Origin of the sequence: Pectobacterium sp. 1950-15 (genome assembly GCF_037136835.1) — a bacterium.
Taxonomy (GTDB): domain Bacteria; phylum Pseudomonadota; class Gammaproteobacteria; order Enterobacterales; family Enterobacteriaceae; genus Pectobacterium.
The window spans coordinates 157,660-175,912 of record NZ_JBBBQR010000005.1; the positions used below are offsets into that span (position 1 = coordinate 157,660).

The 18,253-nt window shown below is 54.0% G+C and carries 17 protein-coding genes; 10 read left to right on the top strand and 7 right to left on the bottom strand.

The window, feature by feature from the left end; all coding sequences use genetic code 11:
* Window positions 1–76 precede the first annotated feature (76 nt).
* A complete protein-coding gene (locus WCT94_RS08095; protein ID WP_336869010.1) occupies window positions 77–439 on the bottom strand; it encodes a cupin domain-containing protein in 363 nt (120 codons plus the stop codon).
* A gap of 76 nt (window positions 440–515) precedes the next feature.
* A complete protein-coding gene (locus tag WCT94_RS08100; protein ID WP_336869011.1) occupies window positions 516–1,328 on the bottom strand; it encodes an AraC family transcriptional regulator in 813 nt (270 codons plus the stop codon).
* Window positions 1,329–1,558: 230 nt separating this feature from the next.
* Between WCT94_RS08100 and WCT94_RS08105 the strand changes: the two genes are divergently transcribed.
* The 4 genes from WCT94_RS08105 to arsC all read left to right on the top strand — a co-directional run bounded on the left by WCT94_RS08105 (window position 1,559) and on the right by arsC (window position 4,711).
* Window positions 1,559–2,110 (top strand): glycine cleavage system transcriptional repressor, encoded by a 552-nt coding sequence (locus WCT94_RS08105; RefSeq protein WP_271878935.1) that lies wholly within the window; start codon window positions 1,559–1,561, stop codon window positions 2,108–2,110.
* A gap of 108 nt (window positions 2,111–2,218) precedes the next feature.
* A complete protein-coding gene (gene bcp, locus WCT94_RS08110) occupies window positions 2,219–2,686 on the top strand; it encodes a thioredoxin-dependent thiol peroxidase (RefSeq protein ID WP_010286501.1) in 468 nt (155 codons plus the stop codon).
* Between the two features lie 196 nt (window positions 2,687–2,882).
* Window positions 2,883–4,319: a beta-barrel assembly-enhancing protease gene (locus WCT94_RS08115; RefSeq protein ID WP_431892137.1), complete on the top strand. Its 1,437-nt coding sequence runs from the start codon at window positions 2,883–2,885 to the stop codon at window positions 4,317–4,319.
* A gap of 14 nt (window positions 4,320–4,333) precedes the next feature.
* Window positions 4,334–4,711 carry an arsenate reductase (glutaredoxin) gene (gene arsC / locus WCT94_RS08120; RefSeq protein ID WP_336869017.1) on the top strand — a complete coding sequence of 126 codons (378 nt, stop codon included), beginning with the start codon at window positions 4,334–4,336 and terminating at the stop codon, window positions 4,709–4,711.
* Window positions 4,712–4,787: 76 nt separating this feature from the next.
* Here the strand turns inward: arsC and hda are convergent, their stop codons facing one another.
* The 3 genes from hda to upp all read right to left on the bottom strand — a co-directional run bounded on the left by hda (window position 4,788) and on the right by upp (window position 7,862).
* Complete coding sequence (gene hda / locus WCT94_RS08125) at window positions 4,788–5,495, bottom strand: DnaA inactivator Hda (protein WP_180742315.1); 708 nt, start codon at window positions 5,493–5,495, stop codon at window positions 4,788–4,790.
* Window positions 5,496–5,594: 99 nt separating this feature from the next.
* A complete protein-coding gene (gene uraA / locus WCT94_RS08130) occupies window positions 5,595–6,884 on the bottom strand; it encodes a uracil permease (RefSeq protein ID WP_015839418.1) in 1,290 nt (429 codons plus the stop codon).
* A gap of 351 nt (window positions 6,885–7,235) precedes the next feature.
* The gene (upp, locus tag WCT94_RS08135) at window positions 7,236–7,862 is read right to left on the bottom strand and encodes a uracil phosphoribosyltransferase (protein WP_014914591.1); all 627 of its coding nucleotides are present in this window, start codon (window positions 7,860–7,862) and stop codon (window positions 7,236–7,238) included.
* Window positions 7,863–8,199: 337 nt separating this feature from the next.
* Between upp and purM the strand changes: the two genes are divergently transcribed.
* From purM to speG, 5 genes are all read left to right on the top strand, one after another.
* Window positions 8,200–9,237, top strand: coding sequence for a phosphoribosylformylglycinamidine cyclo-ligase (purM, locus tag WCT94_RS08140; protein WP_015839417.1), 1,038 nt, complete (start codon window positions 8,200–8,202; stop codon window positions 9,235–9,237).
* Window positions 9,237–9,875, top strand: a complete 639-nt coding sequence (purN, locus tag WCT94_RS08145; protein ID WP_336869018.1) for a phosphoribosylglycinamide formyltransferase — start codon at window positions 9,237–9,239, stop codon at window positions 9,873–9,875. The genes purM and purN overlap by 1 nt, the downstream gene beginning before the upstream one ends.
* A 279-nt stretch (window positions 9,876–10,154) precedes the next feature.
* Entirely contained in the window at window positions 10,155–11,261 is a 1,107-nt protein-coding gene (locus WCT94_RS08150; protein ID WP_336869019.1) for an ABC transporter substrate-binding protein, read from the top strand.
* On the top strand, window positions 11,254–13,410 hold the full coding sequence (locus tag WCT94_RS08155; protein ID WP_336869021.1) for a TonB-dependent siderophore receptor: 2,157 nt from the start codon (window positions 11,254–11,256) through the stop codon (window positions 13,408–13,410). Before WCT94_RS08150 ends, WCT94_RS08155 begins: the two co-directional genes overlap by 8 nt.
* Before the next feature lie 166 nt (window positions 13,411–13,576).
* Window positions 13,577–14,152: a spermidine N1-acetyltransferase gene (speG, locus tag WCT94_RS08160; RefSeq protein ID WP_180778323.1), complete on the top strand. Its 576-nt coding sequence runs from the start codon at window positions 13,577–13,579 to the stop codon at window positions 14,150–14,152.
* A gap of 333 nt (window positions 14,153–14,485) precedes the next feature.
* Here speG and ybbP read toward each other — a convergent pair whose 3' ends face one another.
* Both ybbP and ybbA read right to left on the bottom strand, forming a co-directional pair.
* Window positions 14,486–16,915, bottom strand: coding sequence for a putative ABC transporter permease subunit YbbP (ybbP, locus tag WCT94_RS08165; protein ID WP_336869024.1), 2,430 nt, complete (start codon window positions 16,913–16,915; stop codon window positions 14,486–14,488).
* Window positions 16,912–17,643, bottom strand: coding sequence for a putative ABC transporter ATP-binding protein YbbA (ybbA, locus tag WCT94_RS08170; protein WP_336869025.1), 732 nt, complete (start codon window positions 17,641–17,643; stop codon window positions 16,912–16,914). Before ybbA ends, ybbP begins: the two co-directional genes overlap by 4 nt.
* Here ybbA and tesA point away from each other — a divergent pair.
* A complete protein-coding gene (gene tesA, locus WCT94_RS08175) occupies window positions 17,566–18,249 on the top strand; it encodes a multifunctional acyl-CoA thioesterase I/protease I/lysophospholipase L1 (protein WP_442955484.1) in 684 nt (227 codons plus the stop codon). The genes ybbA and tesA overlap by 78 nt on opposite strands.
* Window positions 18,250–18,253 lie beyond the last annotated feature (4 nt).

Sequence of the window (18,253 nt, forward strand, 5' to 3'; positions counted from 1 at the left end):
TGCGCCAAAAGCAGCCCGTTTACTGCGACTTATCCGTCACTCGCGGGATGTTTCAGGTTATTTTTCACCCAACCGTTCAAATCCAAATATCATTTTCAGCCGTCCGCTCACCGCCTTCACGACCCGTATTCAGCACGCCTTTTGGTTCAATGAGCAGCATTTTTACTTCGTGTTCTGCATAAGGCTTATGTTCAACGCCGCGTGGGACAACGTACATTTCCCCAGCATTGATGTGCACATCGCCGTCACGAAAATCGATTCTCAGTTGGCCTTCAAGCACGATGAACGTTTCGGCCGTTTCGGGATGGGAATGCCAGATGAAATCGCCCTGAATTTTCACGATTTTAAACTGATAGTCATTCATCTCCGCGATCACTTTCGGCTGCCAGCGATCGTCGAATAACGCTAACTTTTGGGCAAAATTAATGGATTTATACATACCGTCTCTCCTTATGATGACGCCCTCAGACTAGCGAAGCAGAGTACCGACGGTATTGAACGATTGTGCAAGTAGATTAAAACGTAGTGAACATGCGCTGCCAGTGGCCCGGTGAAAGGCCAAATGCCTTCACAAAATGGCGCGTCATATGGCTTTGGTCCGCGAAGCCCGCCCGAACAGCAATATCGACGAGGCTGTCACCGGCCAGCATACCTCGCCGACAGTGTTCGAGACGGCGCATGGTGACGTAGCGGTACGGCGTCGTGCCGAAAAGTGCGCGGAAATCGCGCGTCAGGCTCCAGCGGTCCCGACCGCTCACCTGTGCCAATTCATCAAGCGTAATGCTCTTATCAAAAGCATCATGAATATATTCACGTGCCCGTTCGGCAGCGTGATAGTCGAACAAACGCCGCGGATGCCGCTGTCCACCCACCGCCGATAGAGCCTGCGCCAGATCGTAGAGCACATCGTCTTCTTCCAGCTCATCAAACGCTTCTTCCATCGCTCTGAGCAACGGTTCTGTTGCCGCAAACAGACGCGGATCGTTAGATATGCCGCCGTTAACGAAGGGCAGAGGTTTACCACCGAGTATTTTTTGAATCAGCGCCGGCTCAACGTAAATCATGCGGTACTGAAAGCCGTCGGCAGAACCCGCTTCGCCATCATGAATCTCATCCGGATGAAGTACCAGCGTTCCCCCCGGCACGCTATTGCACAGCGTGCCACGATAGTGAAAGCGCTGCACGCCGGATAACGTCCGCCCAATCGCATAGGTATCGTGCCGATGGGGATCGTAACCGTGTCCACGGAAGAAAGCCTCAATTCGTTCGAACGAGGCGGGATGCTGAGCCTGCTTTACCCAGTCGTTATTTATTTGATGCCGTCGCATGATGAAAGGCGCTTTATCTCTGGTGACCAGAGCTCACCTTAACGCGGAATGCCCACAATCACGAAATATTGTCTAAGCAACGGCAAGCGGCGTTAAAAATTGCTCCAGTTTTTTATGGCGGGCTATCCCTGCCCGCCACCCTTCGGGCCGCCGCAAGCGGCGTTAAAAATTGCTCCAGGCAATTTTTTATGTTTACCATGTGATTAATGGGAAAAAAGACAGGAAGCATGATGTTGCCAAGCTCACAAGAATACTATCTGGTTATTACCGCACTGGGGGTGGATCGCCCTGGTATTGTCAATGCGATTACCCGCCACGTCAGTAGCTGTGGCTGCAATATCGAAGATAGCCGTCTTGCCATGCTGGGCAAAGAATTCACCTTCATTATGTTGCTGTCCGGTAGCTGGAACGCGATAACGCTGATCGAATCAACCCTGCCGCTGAAAGGCGCAGAGATGGATCTGCTGATCGTGATGAAGCGGACGGAGTCACAGGCCAGCCAGCCGACGCCTTCTACCGTCTGGGTGAAGGTTGACGTTGCCGACTCCCCTCACATCATCGAGCGCTTTACCGATTTGTTCGATTCTCATCAGTTAAACATTGCTGAGCTGGTGTCAAAAACGCAGCCCGCCGAGGGTGACAAACCGCCGCAGCTGTATATTCAGATTGCCGCACACAGTTCTGCCACGCTGGATAGCTCAATTATTGAGCCAGCCTTTCATCAGCTATGTACAGAATTGAACGCACAAGGCAGTATTAGCGTCGTTAACTATGCCCAGTAGTATTTGGGGCCCAATAGTATTTGTGCCCAATGGCATAACGCTGCCATTATTATTGCAAATAGCATGGGTATATCCACAGCATGAAGAGAAACAAGACGGAGAGTCGTGATGAACACACTGAAAGCCGGTGATATTGCACCGAAATTTAGCTTGCCCGACCAAGATGGCGAACAAGTAAATTTAACCGACTTCCAGGGACAGAAAGTGTTGGTGTATTTCTACCCTAAAGCGATGACGCCAGGATGCACCGTTCAAGCCTGCGGTCTGCGCGATAACATGGACGATCTGAAAAAACATGGCGTTGAAGTTCTCGGTATCAGCACGGACAAATCAGAAAAACTGTCCCGCTTCGTCGAGAAAGAAGTCTTAAATTTCACGCTGCTTTCTGATGAAGATCATCAGGTATCAGAAGGATTTGGCGTTTGGGGAGAAAAAACCTTCATGGGGAAAACCTATGACGGTATTCATCGCATCAGTTTCCTGATCGATGAAAACGGCAAGGTAGAGAAGGTGTTTGACGACTTCAAAACCAGCAACCACCACGACATTGTTCTCGATTATCTGAAAAACGCCTGATTCGCGGTTTTCAAATCCTCCACCGGCACCGTGATACGTGCCGGTTTTCTCTGTTATTCTCCCTCTTCACTACGTTTTTCCCGTTCGGGCATTTCTTTGTCTGCCGTCGCTGGCTAAGATAGTTGGCAAAATGCTTTCACGTTAGCTGTTGATAAGGTTATCTTCCGTTATGTCTATTCGGTTAAGAAAAACGGTCATGTCCGTGCTGTTTGGGGCACTACTGGCTGGCAACCTGCTACCTGCTCAGGCCGACACGCAGGATCGACTGCCGGATATCGGCACCACCGCAGGCGGCACGCTCAGTATCAATCAGGAACTGGCCATGGGGGATTTTTACGTCCGTCAACTGCGGGCCGGCGCGCCGCTTATCAACGATCCGCTGCTGTCCAATTACATTAATCAACTCGGCAACAAATTGGTCAAACAGGCCGATTCGGTACGCACACCGTTCCACTTTTACCTGATCCGCAATGACGACATTAACGCCTTCGCCTTCTTTGGCGGCAACGTGGTTCTACATTCCGCGCTGTTCCGCTATGCCGATAGTGAAAGCGAACTGGCCTCCGTGCTGGCACATGAAATCTCTCACGTTACCCAGCGCCATTTGGCACGCAGCATGGAATCACAGCAGCGCAGCGCCCCGCTCACCTGGGTTGGCGCCTTCGGTTCCATTCTGCTGGCAATGGCGAATCCACAATTAGGCATGGCAGCACTCAGCGGCACCATGGCGGGTGCGCAGCAAGGGATGATTACCTTTACGCAGTCCAACGAACAAGAGGCTGACCGCATCGGTATTCAGGTATTGCAGCGCGCGGGGTTCGATCCGCAGGCTATGCCGAATTTCCTGCAAAAACTGGCGGATCAGTCGCGTTATGCGTCAAAACCACCGGAAATGTTGCTGACTCACCCCTTGCCGGAAAGCCGCCTGTCCGATGCCCGTAACCGCGCCAACCAGATGCGCTCAACGCCGGTACAGTCTTCTCAGGATTTCCTGTTCGCCAAAATACGCACCTTTGGTATGTATGGCTCGCCGGATCGTCCGCTGAGCAACGATCTGCTGGAGCAATGGGAAAAAGGCAACGTGCGGGAGCAACTGGCTGCGAAGTACGGTCGAGCGATTCAGTTTTATCAGGCGAAGAAGTACGATGAGGCGCGCAATGTGCTACAACCGCTGCTAAGCAGCGCGCCTGAAAACCCGTGGTTTCTGGATATGATGACCGATATCGATCTGGGGCAAAACCGTGCGACGCAGGCGATCAGCCGCTTACAAAGCGCTCCCGGAGCGCAGGCTAATCCGGTACTTCAGCTTAATCTGGCGAATGCCTATGTGGAAGGGAAGCAGCCTGCCGCTGCCAGCAAAATACTCTATCGCTATACCTACGCGCACCCCGACGATTCAAACGGCTGGGACCTGCTGGCACAAGCAGCAGCAGCACAAGGACAGCGAGCAGAAGAACTGGCTGCACGCGCAGAGAGCCTGGCGCTCAGCGGCCAGCTCGACCAGGCTATTCGGCTCCTGAGCAACGCAAGCTCACTGGTTAAATTGGGAAGTCTGGAACAGGCGCGCTATGACGCCCGCATCGACCAGCTGCGCCAATTGCAGCAGCGTTTCCGCCAGTACCAGAAATCCTGATAAGGAGCATGACGATGACACACTCTTCAACCCAAACACCCGTGACGATTTACCACAACCCGCGCTGCTCCAAAAGCCGTGAAACGCTGGCGCTGTTGCAGGAACACCATGTCACGCCCGACGTCGTGCTCTATCTCGACACGCCGCCCGATGCCGCGACGCTGGCTCAGCTTATTCAACAATTGGGCTTTAACAGCGCACGTGAGTTGATGAGAGCCAAAGAAGAGATTTATCAGCAGTTGGGGCTGTCCGACGCCGCGCTGACGGAAGCACAGCTGATTCAGGCAATGGTCGATAACCCGAAGCTCATTGAGCGCCCCATCGTCGTGGCACACGGTCAGGCACGTATTGGTCGCCCGCCGGAACAGGTGCTGGAAATACTGTCGTTGTAAAAAATGGCGGTAAAAATAGTTGTAAACGAGAGACGTGAACGATCCTCAACGACGATCTTTTTACGAGGATCGCTAACTACAGCCCGAGGATCTCTTTCACAAAAGGAATGGTCAGCTTGCGCTGTGCAGTGATGGAAGCATGGTCGAGCTGATCGAGCGTCATAAATAACGTGCGCATTTCCCGATCCAGACGCTTAAGCAGAAAACGGCTCACGTCTTCCGGCAATTCGAACCCGCGCAGTCTGGCACGCAGCTGTAGCGCTTCCCCTTTCTCATCATCCGACAGCGGTTGCAGCTTGTAGATTTGCCCCCAATCGAGACGAGAAGCCAGATCGGGCAGACGTAAATTCAGCTGACGCGGCGGACGATCGCCGGTAATCAACAGCCGGGCACGTCCTGTTTCCTGAATGCGGTTATACAAGTTAAACACCGCCATTTCCCACTCTTCATCACCCGCAATCGATTCGATGTTATCGATACACACCAGCGCCAGTTGTTCCATGCCTTCCAGCACATCCGGCACAAAATAGGCGCGTTTATCCAACGGCACGTAGCCCACCGCGCGTTCCTGACGCGACAGTTCAGCGCAGGCAGCATGCAGCAGATGGCTGCGCCCGCCCCCTTCACGTGACCAGAAATAGATGTAGCTGCCGTGTTCCTGATGCAAAGCATTATTAATAGCGGCAAGAAGAGACGCGTTTTCACCCGGATAGAAACTGGCAAAGGTTTCGTCATCGGGTAAGTAGAGTGGCAATGAAAGCTGTGCCGGCGTGTTCAGAATCACCTCAAGTAAAACGGGCAGGAAATCGGATCGAGTTTATCACAGAAACCGAGCCCTGTTGAGGACACGATATTGGCGGCCTCAACAGGGGAACTCATGCGGTTATGAGCGGGTGTCGTTCTCTTCCGGCGCATCGAGGATCTCTTCCTCTTTGCGGAACAGGCTGATGACCTTAAACACCAGGCTCATCCCGATACCGACAACCGTCGCCAGCGCCATACCTTTCAGCTCGGTCGCGCCCAGATGCACTTTCGCACCGCTGACGCCGATGATCAGAATCACAGAAGTCAGGATCAGGTTTTGCGCTTTGTTGTAATCCACTTTGGATTCAATCAGCACGCGAATACCAGACGCCCCGATTACGCCGTACAGCAGCAGTGATACACCGCCCATGACAGGAACCGGTACAGCCTGAATTGCCGCCGCCAGTTTGCCCACGCAGGAGAGCAGAATCGCGAGGATTGCCGCACCACCGATCACCCAGGTGCTGTACACTTTAGTAATCGCCAGCACGCCGATGTTTTCGCCGTAGGTTGTGTTCGGCGTAGAACCAAAGAAGCCGGACAGCACGGTAGAAATGCCGTTGGCGAACATGGAGCGGTGCAGCCCCGGTTCACGCATCAGATCTTTCTTCACGATATTCGCCGTCACGACCAGGTGACCGACGTGTTCTGCAATCACCACCAGCGCCGCAGGCAGAATCGCCAGAATGGCAAACCATTCAAAGCGCGGCGTGTAGAATGTCGGCATCGCAAACCAGTGCGCTTCACGAATCGGGGTCAAATCCACCACGCCCAGCGCGAACGACAGCGCATAGCCTGCCAGTACCCCGATCAGAATCGGGATGATCGCCAGAAAACCGCGAAACAGTACCGATCCCAGAATGGTGATTGCCAGCGTCGCCAGTGAAATCGTCACTGCGGTAGAATCGACAGAAGCGCCATCAGCAGGCAACAAGCCAGCCATTCCCGCCGCCACACCGGCCAGTTCAAGGCCGATAACCGCAACAATCGCCCCCATCGCCGCAGGGGGGAACAGCACATTCAGCCAACCAGTCCCCGCTTTCTTAACAATCAGCGCTACCAGACAGAACAACACGCCACACATGATGAAGCCACCCAGCGCGACCTCGTAGCCCAGCGGCAACAGCAGTAAAACCGGAGAAATGAACGCGAAGCTCGACCCCAGATAAGCCGGGATTTTCCCCTTACAAATGAATAAATAAAGCAGCGTACCGACACCGTTGAATAACAGTACGGTTGCCGGATTGATCTTGAACAGAATGGGTACCAGAACGGTAGCGCCAAACATCGCAAACAGATGCTGGAAACTCAACGGGATGGTTTGTAACAAGGGTGGTCGTTCACTTACCCCGATGGCGCGACGAGTCATCTTCAATATCCTCTGTAGTGTTGTTATCTAGTGTTGCTATTTATGTGTGCAGGTCGACCCGCACTTATTATCACAGCCAGACTCACCCCGCCCCACCGTAGCGAAGCAGGAGAATGGTGACTGCTGATGTATAAAAGAACCGCGTGTGACGTAACACAGGCCGTGGCGCACCATAAGCAATACCGATACCCTAAATAATTCGAGTTGCGTGAAGGCGGCAACCGCACGAATCTCCAGGAGCTTACACAAGTAAGTGACTGGAGTGAGTAAGGGCGGCCAACGCACAAGCAGCTTGAAGTATGACGGGTATCCTTGCGCCAAAAAAAAGCCGACTATAAGTCGGCTTACCTGCTATTTCGTACCAAATATTTTATCGCCCGCATCGCCCAGGCCCGGCATGATGTAACCCTGCTCGTTGAGGCCTTTATCGATGGATGCCGTGTAAAGCTCAATATCCGGGTGAGCTTTTTCCAGTGCGGCAATCCCTTCTGGCGCCGCGACTAACACCAGCACCTTAATGCTGTGACAGCCTGCTTTTTTCAGCAGATCGATCGTCGCGATCATTGAGCCGCCGGTCGCCAACATAGGGTCAACCACCAGCGCCATGCGCTCTTCGATATTGGAAACCAGCTTCTGGAAATAAGGAACAGGCTCCAGCGTCTCTTCATCACGGTAGATGCCGACAACGCTGATACGCGCGCTAGGAACATTTTCCAGCACGCCTTCCATCATCCCTAGTCCTGCACGCAGAATCGGTACGACGGTAATTTTCTTGCCTTTGATCTGATCGACTTCAACCGGACCGCACCAGCCATCAATGGTGACTTTTTCGGTTGCCAGGTCAGCCGTGGCTTCGTAAGTCAGCAAACTTCCCACTTCGGAAGCCAGCTCACGAAAACGCTTCGTACTAATATCGTTCTCTCGCATCAAACCCAGTTTGTGTTTGACGAGCGGGTGTTTCACCTCGACGATCTTCATCATTATCTCCCCATCGGCTAGTGGACGGACAAAAACGCCAAACGCGTTTTTAAACACCGCTTGCGGCGGCCCGCAGGGCGGCGGGCACGAGAGCCCGTCGTAAAAAAAATCGCGGGATTATACCGCCTTTTTTACTTAGCGCCATATGATTAAGCCTGATCCAGATCAACCGAGAAGAGAAATTGTCGCCATTAACGAAAAATAGCCAGCCGATGACTCATCACTCGCAAACGATTGCCTACACTGTTAGAATTAGCGCGCACTATTTTTACCACAGTATGTTTTCTAAATACCGTGTTTTCTGAATACGACCCGTAACCTTCGTGGGGACTCAGCAGTGACCGACAAAACCTCTCTCAGCTATAAAGACGCAGGCGTGGATATCGATGCAGGTAATGCATTGGTCGACCGTATCAAAGGTGTAGTGAAACAGACCCGTCGCCCGGAAGTTATGGGTGGATTGGGTGGTTTCGGTGCCTTGTGCGCCTTACCGCAAAAATACCGCGAACCGATTCTGGTTTCCGGCACTGACGGAGTCGGCACCAAACTGCGCCTGGCGATGGATCTGAAGCGCCACGATACGATTGGTATCGATTTGGTTGCGATGTGCGTGAACGATCTGGTGGTTCAGGGCGCTGAGCCGCTGTTCTTCCTCGACTATTACGCTACAGGCAAACTGGATGTCGATACGGCTGCCAGCGTGATTACCGGTATCGCGGAAGGCTGTAAGCAATCAGGCTGTGCGCTGGTCGGTGGCGAAACCGCCGAAATGCCGGGTATGTACCACGGCGAAGACTACGACGTTGCCGGCTTCTGCGTCGGTGTTGTAGAAAAATCAGAAATCATTGACGGCAGCAAAGTCCAGAACGGCGATGTTCTGGTTGCCCTCGCGTCCAGCGGCCCGCACTCAAACGGCTATTCTCTGGTACGCAAAGTGCTTGAAGTCAGCAAAACCGATCCAGAGCAGTTCGAGCTGGAAGGCAAACCGCTGGCCGATCACCTGCTGGCCCCGACCAAAATCTACGTGAAATCCATCCTGTCCCTGATTGAGAAAGTGGACGTTCATGCGATTTCTCACCTGACCGGCGGCGGCTTCTGGGAGAATATCCCACGCGTTCTGCCAGAAGGTATGCAGGCGACTATCGATGAATCCAGTTGGCAATGGCCTGCGGTCTTCAACTGGCTGCAACAGGCCGGGAATGTTAGCCGTCACGAAATGTATCGTACTTTTAACTGCGGTGTTGGTATGATCATCGCACTGCCAGCCGAACAGGCAGACGAGGCCGTTGCATTACTCAACAGCAGCGGTGAAAACGCATGGAAAATCGGCGTCATTACTCAAACCGATGCCGGAGACGCAGTGGTTATTAACTGATGAAAAACATCGTTGTGCTGATTTCAGGTCATGGAAGCAACTTGCAGGCGTTGATTGACGCCAGTAAGAACGGACGTCTCAAAGGAAAGATCGTCGCCGTATTCAGTAATAATGCGGAGGCCTACGGGCTGGAACGCGCGCAGAATGCGGATATTCCGACGTTCGTCCTGAACCCTGAAGATTTTGCCGATCGCGCCGCATTTGATGCCGCGCTGGCAAATGAAATTGAGCAACATGAGCCGGCGCTGGTGGTTCTGGCAGGTTACATGCGGATTCTTAGCCCGGAATTTGTTGCCCAATTTGCTGGAAAAATGCTGAACATTCACCCTTCTCTGCTGCCCAAATATCCCGGCCTGCATACACACCGCAAGGCGCTGGAAAATGGCGATCGGGAACATGGGACTTCCGTGCATTTTGTCACGGATGAACTGGATGGCGGCCCGCTGGTTCTGCAAGCGAAGGTGCCTGTATTTAATGACGACACCGAAGAAAGCCTGAGCGAGCGCGTAAAAACGCACGAGCACACGATTTATCCGATGGTCATTAACTGGTTCCTGAACGGCAGACTGGTGATGCGGGATAATGAAGCCTGGCTGGACAGCGTGCGTATTCCGCCACAGGGCTACGCTGCTGAGTAATTCTGTCTCTTCATCATCTTAGTAAGGCTCCCACTACGGAGCCTTACTTCCCCCTCTCACCTCTTCTTCTCCGCCTCTTTCTTTCCGTATCCACGCCAGACACCGCTGTTTTCCCCTCTCTCTACGCTTTAAATATTTACTAATCTTTACGAAAAAAATCACTAAGGCTCAGATAAAAAAGAACATTTCTATCAACCGAAATTGCACCCACTTTTCATCGGTTGAAAACGAAAATGACAATGATTATCTTTCCCCATCCTACATTCTGTGAATTCCATCATGCGTACTGCCTTACTGCTTTGCCTGCTTTTCCTCAGCCCATTCCTACAAGCCAAAACGGTCACCGATATGTTGGGCCGACAGGTGGAAATACCAGACAACCCCCAACGCATCATTCTGGGTGAGAGCCGCATGCTGTATACGCTGGCGCTGCTTCAGCCTGATAACCCGGCAAAGCATGTTGTCGGCTGGCCAGGAGATATGGCGCGCTACGATGCGCAGAGCTGGTCACGCTATATCGAAAAATTCCCACAGCTGAGCCAGATCCCCCAGTTAGGTAACGGCAGCCTGCAAGCAATGAACGCGGAGATGCTGCTGCCGCTAAAACCCGATCTGGTCATTCTTCCCCGGTTGGCAAAAAACGCGGCCAATGAAGATTTGCTGCAACAAACGCTGACTCGTGCCGGGATCCCGTTTATTTATGTCGACCTGCGTATCGACCTGCTCAACAACACGTTGCCCAGTATTCGCCTGCTCGGCGAGGTGCTCAATCAGTCCCAGCGTGCTGCTGCCTTCAGCAATTTCTATCAGCAGCATATGGACGTGGTTCGCCAGCGTCTCGCGCAATACCACGGAAAAAAACCGACGGTCATGCTGCATTTGCATCTGGGCAGACGCGATACCTGCTGCACCACGGCGGTCGGCGGCAGCCTTGGCGACCTGCTGACTTTCGCCGGCGGCGAGAATATTGCCAACGGCACCATCAACAGCGTCTACGGGGAATTGAGCCCAGAGCGCGTGCTGGCTGCCAATCCTGATGTCTACATCGCCACCGGCATGGCTGGGCCGGAAGGTAAACGTTTCTCCAGTCTGATGCTCGGACCGCTGGTTAACGACGCGCAGGCGAAAGAGAGCTTCGACACGCTTATCCGTCAGGAACCTATTTTGTCTCACCTGCAAGCCGTGAAAACAGGCCGGGCCTGGAGCATGTGGCACAACTTCTACCTCAGCCCGTACCACGTCGTGATGGTCGAAATGTTTGCCAAGGCGCTTTACCCGGATCGGTTTGCCGATATCGATCCGCAACAAACACTACAACAACTCTACCAACAGTTTTTACCTATTGAATTTTCAGGGATTTATTGGAGTCAGATTTCGCATGAATAAGTTTGCAATAAGAAAGCCCCCGTTCCGCCACAGCTGGCCGCTGCTGGCGCTGTTGCCGTTTAGTATTCAGGCCGCCATCGTTGATGGCAAAGAAGACACCATGGTGGTGAGCGCGACACCTGGCGAGCAGACAGGAAAAGAGACGGGTTATCAGCCGCATAAAACCGTGACCGGCACCCGTACCGAAAGCCGCCTGCTGGATGTGCCACAGGCCGTCAACGTCGTTCCGACTCAGGTACTCGACGATCGCGCAGTACGCAACATCGATGAAGCGCTGTATAACGTCAGCGGTATCACGCAGTCGAATACGCTGGGCGGCACACAAGATGCCATCATCAAACGCGGCTTCGGCGATAACCGCGACGGTTCGATTTTCCGCGATGGCGTACGCTCCATTCAGGCACGCAACTTTACGCCCAGCAGCCAGCGCGTCGAAGTGCTGAAAGGCCCGGCCTCCATGCTCTACGGCATGGGCGAACCCGGCGGCGTGATCAATATCATCAGCAAAAAGCCTGAACTGGTACAGAAAACGCACATTGAAGGCTGGGGAAGTAGCTTCAAGGGCGGCGGCGGACAGTTGGATGTCACCGGCCCGTTAGGTACATCTGGTCTGGCTTACCGCATGGTGGTCGATCATGATGAAACTGACTATTGGCGCAACTTCGGGCGTAACCGTCAGACGACGGTGGCACCATCCCTTATGTGGTACGGCGAAGACACCACGGTGCGCGTAGCCTACGAACACATGGAATACCTGACGCCTTTCGATCGCGGCACCCTTATCGATCCGAAGACGGGCAAGCCGGTTAATACGCCGCGCGATCGCCGTTTTGATGAAAGCTACAATGCGACACGCGGCGATCAGGACAGCGTCACCATGCAGGTTGACCGCAATCTGAATGACCGCTGGAAAAGCAGCCTGACCTATTCGTATAACCGCAACCGCTACAGCGACAATCAGGCGCGGGCCGTATGCCAAAATGACACCGTCTGTTTTAACTCAGACTCTGGAATGCTTTACCGTCAGCCAGACGCTACGGGATACGCACACAGTCAGGCGCAGATTGTCCAACTCACTCTGAATGGCGACGTTGACTGGGGTAGAATCAATCACCAGTTACTGTTTGGCTTTGATTACGAGGCAGACAGGACATTTAGAGGAGACATGATTCGGGGAAGCAAAGCAGGTGGATTCAACATCTATAACCCAGTATACGGCCAGCTTTCCGCCTCTACCGTCGTTAGCGCGAAAGACAGCGACCAGCGCGAGAATATCGACAGCAAAGCTTTCTTTATGCAGGACGCTATCCGCCTTAACGAGCGTTGGCAGTTGCTGGGCGGTTTGCGGTATGACACCTTTGATGTGATGTCAGGTAAAGGTCGCCCGTTCGTCACGCGGACAGATAGCACCTACAGTCGCGTCGTCCCACGAGCGGGTGTCATCTATAATCTGACATCCTATTCTTCGCTTTATGCCAGCTATAGTGAATCATTCAAACCTAACTCTTCTATTGCGACACAGGCCACCTCTCTGCCGCCAGAGTTAGGGCGTTCTTATGAAATCGGAGCAAAATGGGATTTGGACAACCGTATCAGCGGTAATCTGGCTCTCTTCGATATTGAGAAACGCAACGTCATGGTGACAGAAAGAATAGGGAACGAAAATTTTGGCCGTGTTGTAGGTCAAGTCCGTTCACAAGGGGCTGAACTTGATCTCGCAGGAAAACTAACGGACTCACTGAGTCTAATCGGTTCTTATGCCTATACCGATGCTCGCGTCACCGCCGATCCAAAAAATAATGGCAAACGTATGCCAAATTCCGCTCGCCATACCGCCTCGCTATTCCTAACGCAGGACTTCGGCAATATTGGCCTGGCAGCCGGTGACGATCTGCGTGCGGGTGCGGGTGCGCGCTACGTCAGCCGTCGTGCAGGAAAAGACGATAACAACTTCTATCTGGATGCCTACACTGTCGCCGATGCGTTTATTGTCTATAGCCTGCCGCTCAACGGCTACAAAGTGAAATGGCAGCTCAATGTGAAAAACCTGTTCGACCAGACCTATTACCCCTCCAGCGGTAACGACAATCTGCGCGTCGCCATCGGCGAGCCGCGTCAGGTGGTGCTGCGCGCCAGCGTCGATTTCTAATCCGCTTTGCCCCGCATCTCAGCGATGCGGGGTATCTTGCGATGTTTCATTCCACATTATGCGTTCAGCGCCAGCCTATCCGCCGCTATACTAGCGTTGGCATACCCATGCCAACGTGACTCTGGAAACCTCGGTTCACGTCCCTTTTATCAATTAAGGATTCACTATGTCCGGTACGAGCAATTCCGTTCGGCTACGACCGCTGGAGCGGGACGATCTCACTTTTGTTCATCAGTTAGATAACAATGCCAGTGTGATGCGTTATTGGTTTGAAGAGCCTTACGAGGCCTTTGTCGAACTCAGCGATCTGTACGACAAGCATATTCATGACCAGAGCGAGCGGCGCTTCATTATTGAACACGAGCAGACCAAAGTTGGTCTGGTTGAGCTGGTGGAAATTAACCATATCCACCGTCGCGCGGAATTTCAGATCATCATCGATCCGGCCTATCAAGGCCGCGGCTACGCCAGCACGGCGGCCAAACTGGCCATGGATTACGGCTTCTCGGTATTGAACCTCTACAAGCTGTATTTGATTGTGGATAAGGAAAATAAGAAAGCGATCCACATCTACAGCAAATTAGGGTTTGAGGTCGAAGGCGAACTGATCCATGAGTTCTTCATCAACGGTGAATATCGCAACACGATCCGCATGTGTATTTTCCAGCATCAATATCTGGCGAAACACAAAACCGTGACGGGAACCGGCGGCGAAGCACCGGGAAGTTCTATCAGTCAGTAAGGTAAAAAGATAGATTTTCTCTGTTATCCGGCATCAAAAATTATGCAGCGGTGAGCTTGACCGCCGAGTGAGCGACAGGACGTCGCGAAAGCCAGTGCCGCGTCGGGAACGCGTCACTGGCGGCTCGGTTAGCGGTCATGAACACCGATGGAACCGCGTAGCGGCATAATTTAGCCAGAAGCCAGGGTTCGCAGGGCTGCGGCGCTTGAGCGCCCTGCGTCGGGCGCTTAGTAAGGTTTTGCATAAACGTGGCGGCGGTACTGCGCACGAAACTTTCTCTGTGTTTGCATAGCAATTCGTCTCAGAGAAAATGGCGTATTCTTATACGCAATATTAACCCGCGAACTGCCGGAACAGGGCTTTACCACGTAAGAGTCGTAGCCCCAGCCAGCCGCCGCAGAGTGAGAGCAGGCACGCAGCGATTAACGGGAGCGTTATCCACATCGTGACATTCGGTTCCCAGGCAAAGTTAAAGACTTTACGCTGCAACAGCCACAGGGCCGATTCTGCGCCAATCGCCGCCGCCGTTCCTGCCACCAGCCCCAACACCGCGAATTCACACCACAGCGTGGTGCGCAGCAGGCGTAGCCCAGCCCCCAGCGTTCGATACACCATCAATTCCTGACGTCGCTGGCGCATCCCAACCTGAATCTGTGCCAACAACAGCAGCACGCCGCAGAACAGTACCAGAATGACCATAATCTCCAGCGCCCGGCTTACCTGCTGCAAAACCAGCCCCACCTGACGCAGAATACTGCCGATATCCAGCACGCTCACCGTCGGGAACTGGCGATTCAACTGCGTAATCATCTTCTCATCACCATCGTAGCGGAAGCTGGTCAGCCAGGACTGCGGCTGGTTATCTAACGCCCCCACGGGGAAAATGAAGAAGAAGTTCGGACGCAGGCTTTCCCAATCCACCTGACGGAAGCTGGTCACCGTGGCGCTAAACGGCTGCGTATCACCAGTAAAGGTCAACGTATCGCCAATCTTGATCCCCATCTCTTTGGCTTCTTTCGCTTCCATCGAGACTTCACCCGCCTTCGGCGCGTCGCCTTCCACCAGTACGTTATGCTGCGGGATTCCGTTCATCCAGGTCAGGTTCAGCTCACGGTTCACCGTGTTGCCGCCCGGATCGTCCTCGTGGATCACTTCCGTCGCGACCTGCTGATTAATCTCCGTCAGCCGCGCGCGAATAATCGGGAAGAATTGTTCCGGCGTCACGTCATGCTGAGAGAGGAAATCCTCCACCTGTGGCACCTGTTCCTTCGTGATATTCAGCAGGAAATAGTTTGGGCTGCCCGGCGGCAATTGCTGCTGCCAGCGCTCCAGCAAGTCACCGCGCATCACCAGCAGCAGTGCCAAGAGCATAAAGGACAGCGAAAAGGCGGCCAGTTGGCTGAGCGTCGACCACGGCTGGCGCAGCAGACGATTAATGGCCAGACGCAATGCCAGCCGTTTAACCGTCAAACGTCGTAATAACAGCAACCCGCCCCAGCCGATAACGCCCAACAACAGCGACAACACCGCCATACCGCCGAGCAGCGACCATAGCAGCACGCCACCACCGGACAACACGGCCAGCAGGCCGACGACAATAAGCAGGACAATCGGCAGGTAGTAGCGCAGCGGCCATACGTTCGCCACCACATCCTGACGTAACACACGCAGCGGCTGTGTCGCCAGCAGCAGTCGATACGGGCGCAGCCCAACCAGCAGCGAGATCAGAACCAGCGATCCCAGCGCCCATACCCACGGCCACAGTCCAGAGGCTGGCAGTGTGGCGGGCAGTACCGGTGCCAGCATTTTCATCAACAGCGCCTCAAACCCCAGACCGAGCACGCTGCCGCACACCGCCGCCAGCCCGAGCACAGAAAGCCACTGCCCGATGATTAAGCGTCTCAGCGCTTGTTTACCTGCCCCCAGCGTTTTCAGGATAGCGACCAAATCATAGCGGCTGCGGCAGTAGTGCCCCATCGCCACCGCCACCGCGGCAATAGACAACAGCAGCGTCAGCAGCGCCGACAGCAACAGGAACTGCTGCGACCGCTTTAACGACTGGCTCAGCGCGCCTTCAGAATCCTCCATGCCATACCAGCGTTGATCGGGCTTGAGCTGTGGTTTGATGAAGTTACTGAATTCACTAATTTGCTTCTCATTGCCGGAAAACATGTAGCGCCAGGTAATGCGTCCCCCCGGCTGAATCGCACCGGTTTTCTCGACATCGTCCAGATTCATCAGAATACGCGGCGCGGTCTCAAACGGATTGAAGCCGGCATCCGGCTCCTGAATCAGCTCGCCGCTGATGCGCAGCGAAGTATCGCCGACGTCCAGCATATCGCCGACTTTCAGCCCAAGTAGCGCCAGCAGGCGTGGCGCGACCAGCACCGTTCCCGCTTCCGCATGCAGCCCTTCAGGACGCGTCTGCAAATTGCCGTACAGCGGATAGCGCTGGTCAGTGGCTTTAACCTGTGCCAGTTGTGGAGTATCGCCTGCGAACGTCATGGTCATGAAAGAAATCTGTCGACTGAGCGTCAGCCCGCGCTGCTGCGCGTCCTGAAGCCAGGCTTCCGCGACAGGCCGTGAAGCACGCAGCACGCGGTCGCCAGCCAGAAAATCACGGCTCTGCTGACTGAGCCCTTTTTCCATGCGATCGCTGATCGTGCCCAGCGCCAGCACACAGGCGACAGCCAGCGTTAATGCCAGCCAGACAATCAGTAAGGAAGGAGAGCGCCATTCGCGCCAGAACCACCGCCAGATCATGCGTCCTCCCGCAGCTTGCCGTCGACTAAGCGCAGGCGTCGTTCACAGCGCGCCGCCAGTTGTTCGTCGTGCGTGACCAGAATCAACGTGGTGGCATAATCGCGGTTGAGGGAAAACAGCAGATCAACGATGCGTTCCCCGGTTTTACGATCCAGATTCCCGGTAGGCTCATCGGCAAACAAAACATTGGGGCGTCCGCTGAACGCACGCGCCAGCGCCACACGCTGCTGTTCACCGCCGGAAAGCTGAGCAGGAAGGTGATGTAAGCGCTCACCCAACCCGAGCTGTTGTAACAGCTGCTCAGCCTGCCCACGGCTGTGGCTATCGCTTTCACCGCGCAGCAACGCGGGTAATTGCACGTTCTCCAATGCATTCAGCGTCGGCACCAACATGAAAGACTGAAAAACAAAACCGACATACTGAGCGCGCAGCGCTGCACGGCCTTCCTCATCCAGCGCGTTTAGCGATTTGCCCATCAGGCTCACCTCGCCTTCCGTGCCATCATCCAGTCCGGCCAAAATTCCCAGCAAGGTCGATTTCCCCGAACCGGATTCCCCAATCAGGGCAATTGTCTGCGCAGGTTTGACAATAAGCTCAACTCCGGTAAGGATGGAAAGCCGATTTTCTCCCTGACCAACGTGCTTACTAAGATGATGAACTTCAAGAATGTTTTCTACGTGCGCAGTTTTGCTTGGCGTAGCACTCGCTGGGCTGGTCTTCGCAAACATGTTTTCGTCCTTTTGCTTCTGGGATTATGCAGCGTACGCGCTTTCGCCGCTGACACATTATTAATTCTGGGCGATAGCCTCAGTGCGGGCTACCAGATGCCGGCCGCTAACGCGTGGCCAACGCTGTTGAACACACAGTGGCAAACGCAGAAAAAAGGCATCGCTGTGGTTAACGCCAGTATTAGCGGTGACACCACCGCACAAGGGCTGGCGCGTCTTCCTGCCCTATTGAAACGGCATCAGCCGAGTTGGGTGTTGATTGAACTGGGCGGCAATGACGGGTTGCGGGGATTTCCGGCCCCTAATATCGAGCAGGATCTGGCAAAAATCATCACGCTGGTCAAACAGGCTAACGCTCAGCCGCTGATCATGCAGATCCGTTTGCCGGCCAACTATGGCCGTCGTTACACCGAGTCATTCAGCAATATTTACCCCAAATTGGCGGAGCAGTTTGCACTTCCGCTGCTGCCTTTCTTTATGGAGCAGGTGTATCTTAAACCGGAGTGGATGATGGAAGATGGCATCCATCCAACCCGGGATGCCCAACCGTTTATCGCAGAATGGATGGCGAAGCAGCTGGACCCCTTAGTTAACCATGAGTCTTAATAAA

Excerpts from the sequence above, each read along its gene's own strand:
- WCT94_RS08095 (WP_336869010.1), bottom strand. The coding sequence starts at position 439 with ATGTATAAATCCATTAATTTTGCCCAAAAGTTAGCGTTATTCGACGAT.
- WCT94_RS08100 (WP_336869011.1), bottom strand. The coding sequence starts at position 1,328 with ATGCGACGGCATCAAATAAATAACGACTGGGTAAAGCAGGCTCAGCAT.
- WCT94_RS08105 (WP_271878935.1), top strand. The coding sequence starts at position 1,559 with ATGTTGCCAAGCTCACAAGAATACTATCTGGTTATTACCGCACTGGGG.
- bcp (WP_010286501.1), top strand. The coding sequence starts at position 2,219 with ATGAACACACTGAAAGCCGGTGATATTGCACCGAAATTTAGCTTGCCC.
- WCT94_RS08115 (WP_431892137.1), top strand. The coding sequence starts at position 2,883 with ATGTCCGTGCTGTTTGGGGCACTACTGGCTGGCAACCTGCTACCTGCT.
- arsC (WP_336869017.1), top strand. The coding sequence starts at position 4,334 with ATGACACACTCTTCAACCCAAACACCCGTGACGATTTACCACAACCCG.
- uraA (WP_015839418.1), bottom strand. The coding sequence starts at position 6,884 with ATGACTCGTCGCGCCATCGGGGTAAGTGAACGACCACCCTTGTTACAA.
- upp (WP_014914591.1), bottom strand. The coding sequence starts at position 7,862 with ATGAAGATCGTCGAGGTGAAACACCCGCTCGTCAAACACAAACTGGGT.
- purN (WP_336869018.1), top strand. The coding sequence starts at position 9,237 with ATGAAAAACATCGTTGTGCTGATTTCAGGTCATGGAAGCAACTTGCAG.
- WCT94_RS08150 (WP_336869019.1), top strand. The coding sequence starts at position 10,155 with ATGCGTACTGCCTTACTGCTTTGCCTGCTTTTCCTCAGCCCATTCCTA.
- WCT94_RS08155 (WP_336869021.1), top strand. The coding sequence starts at position 11,254 with ATGAATAAGTTTGCAATAAGAAAGCCCCCGTTCCGCCACAGCTGGCCG.
- speG (WP_180778323.1), top strand. The coding sequence starts at position 13,577 with ATGTCCGGTACGAGCAATTCCGTTCGGCTACGACCGCTGGAGCGGGAC.
- ybbP (WP_336869024.1), bottom strand. The coding sequence starts at position 16,915 with ATGATCTGGCGGTGGTTCTGGCGCGAATGGCGCTCTCCTTCCTTACTG.
- tesA (WP_442955484.1), top strand. The coding sequence starts at position 17,566 with ATGATGAACTTCAAGAATGTTTTCTACGTGCGCAGTTTTGCTTGGCGT.
- ybbA (WP_336869025.1), bottom strand. The coding sequence starts at position 17,643 with ATGTTTGCGAAGACCAGCCCAGCGAGTGCTACGCCAAGCAAAACTGCG.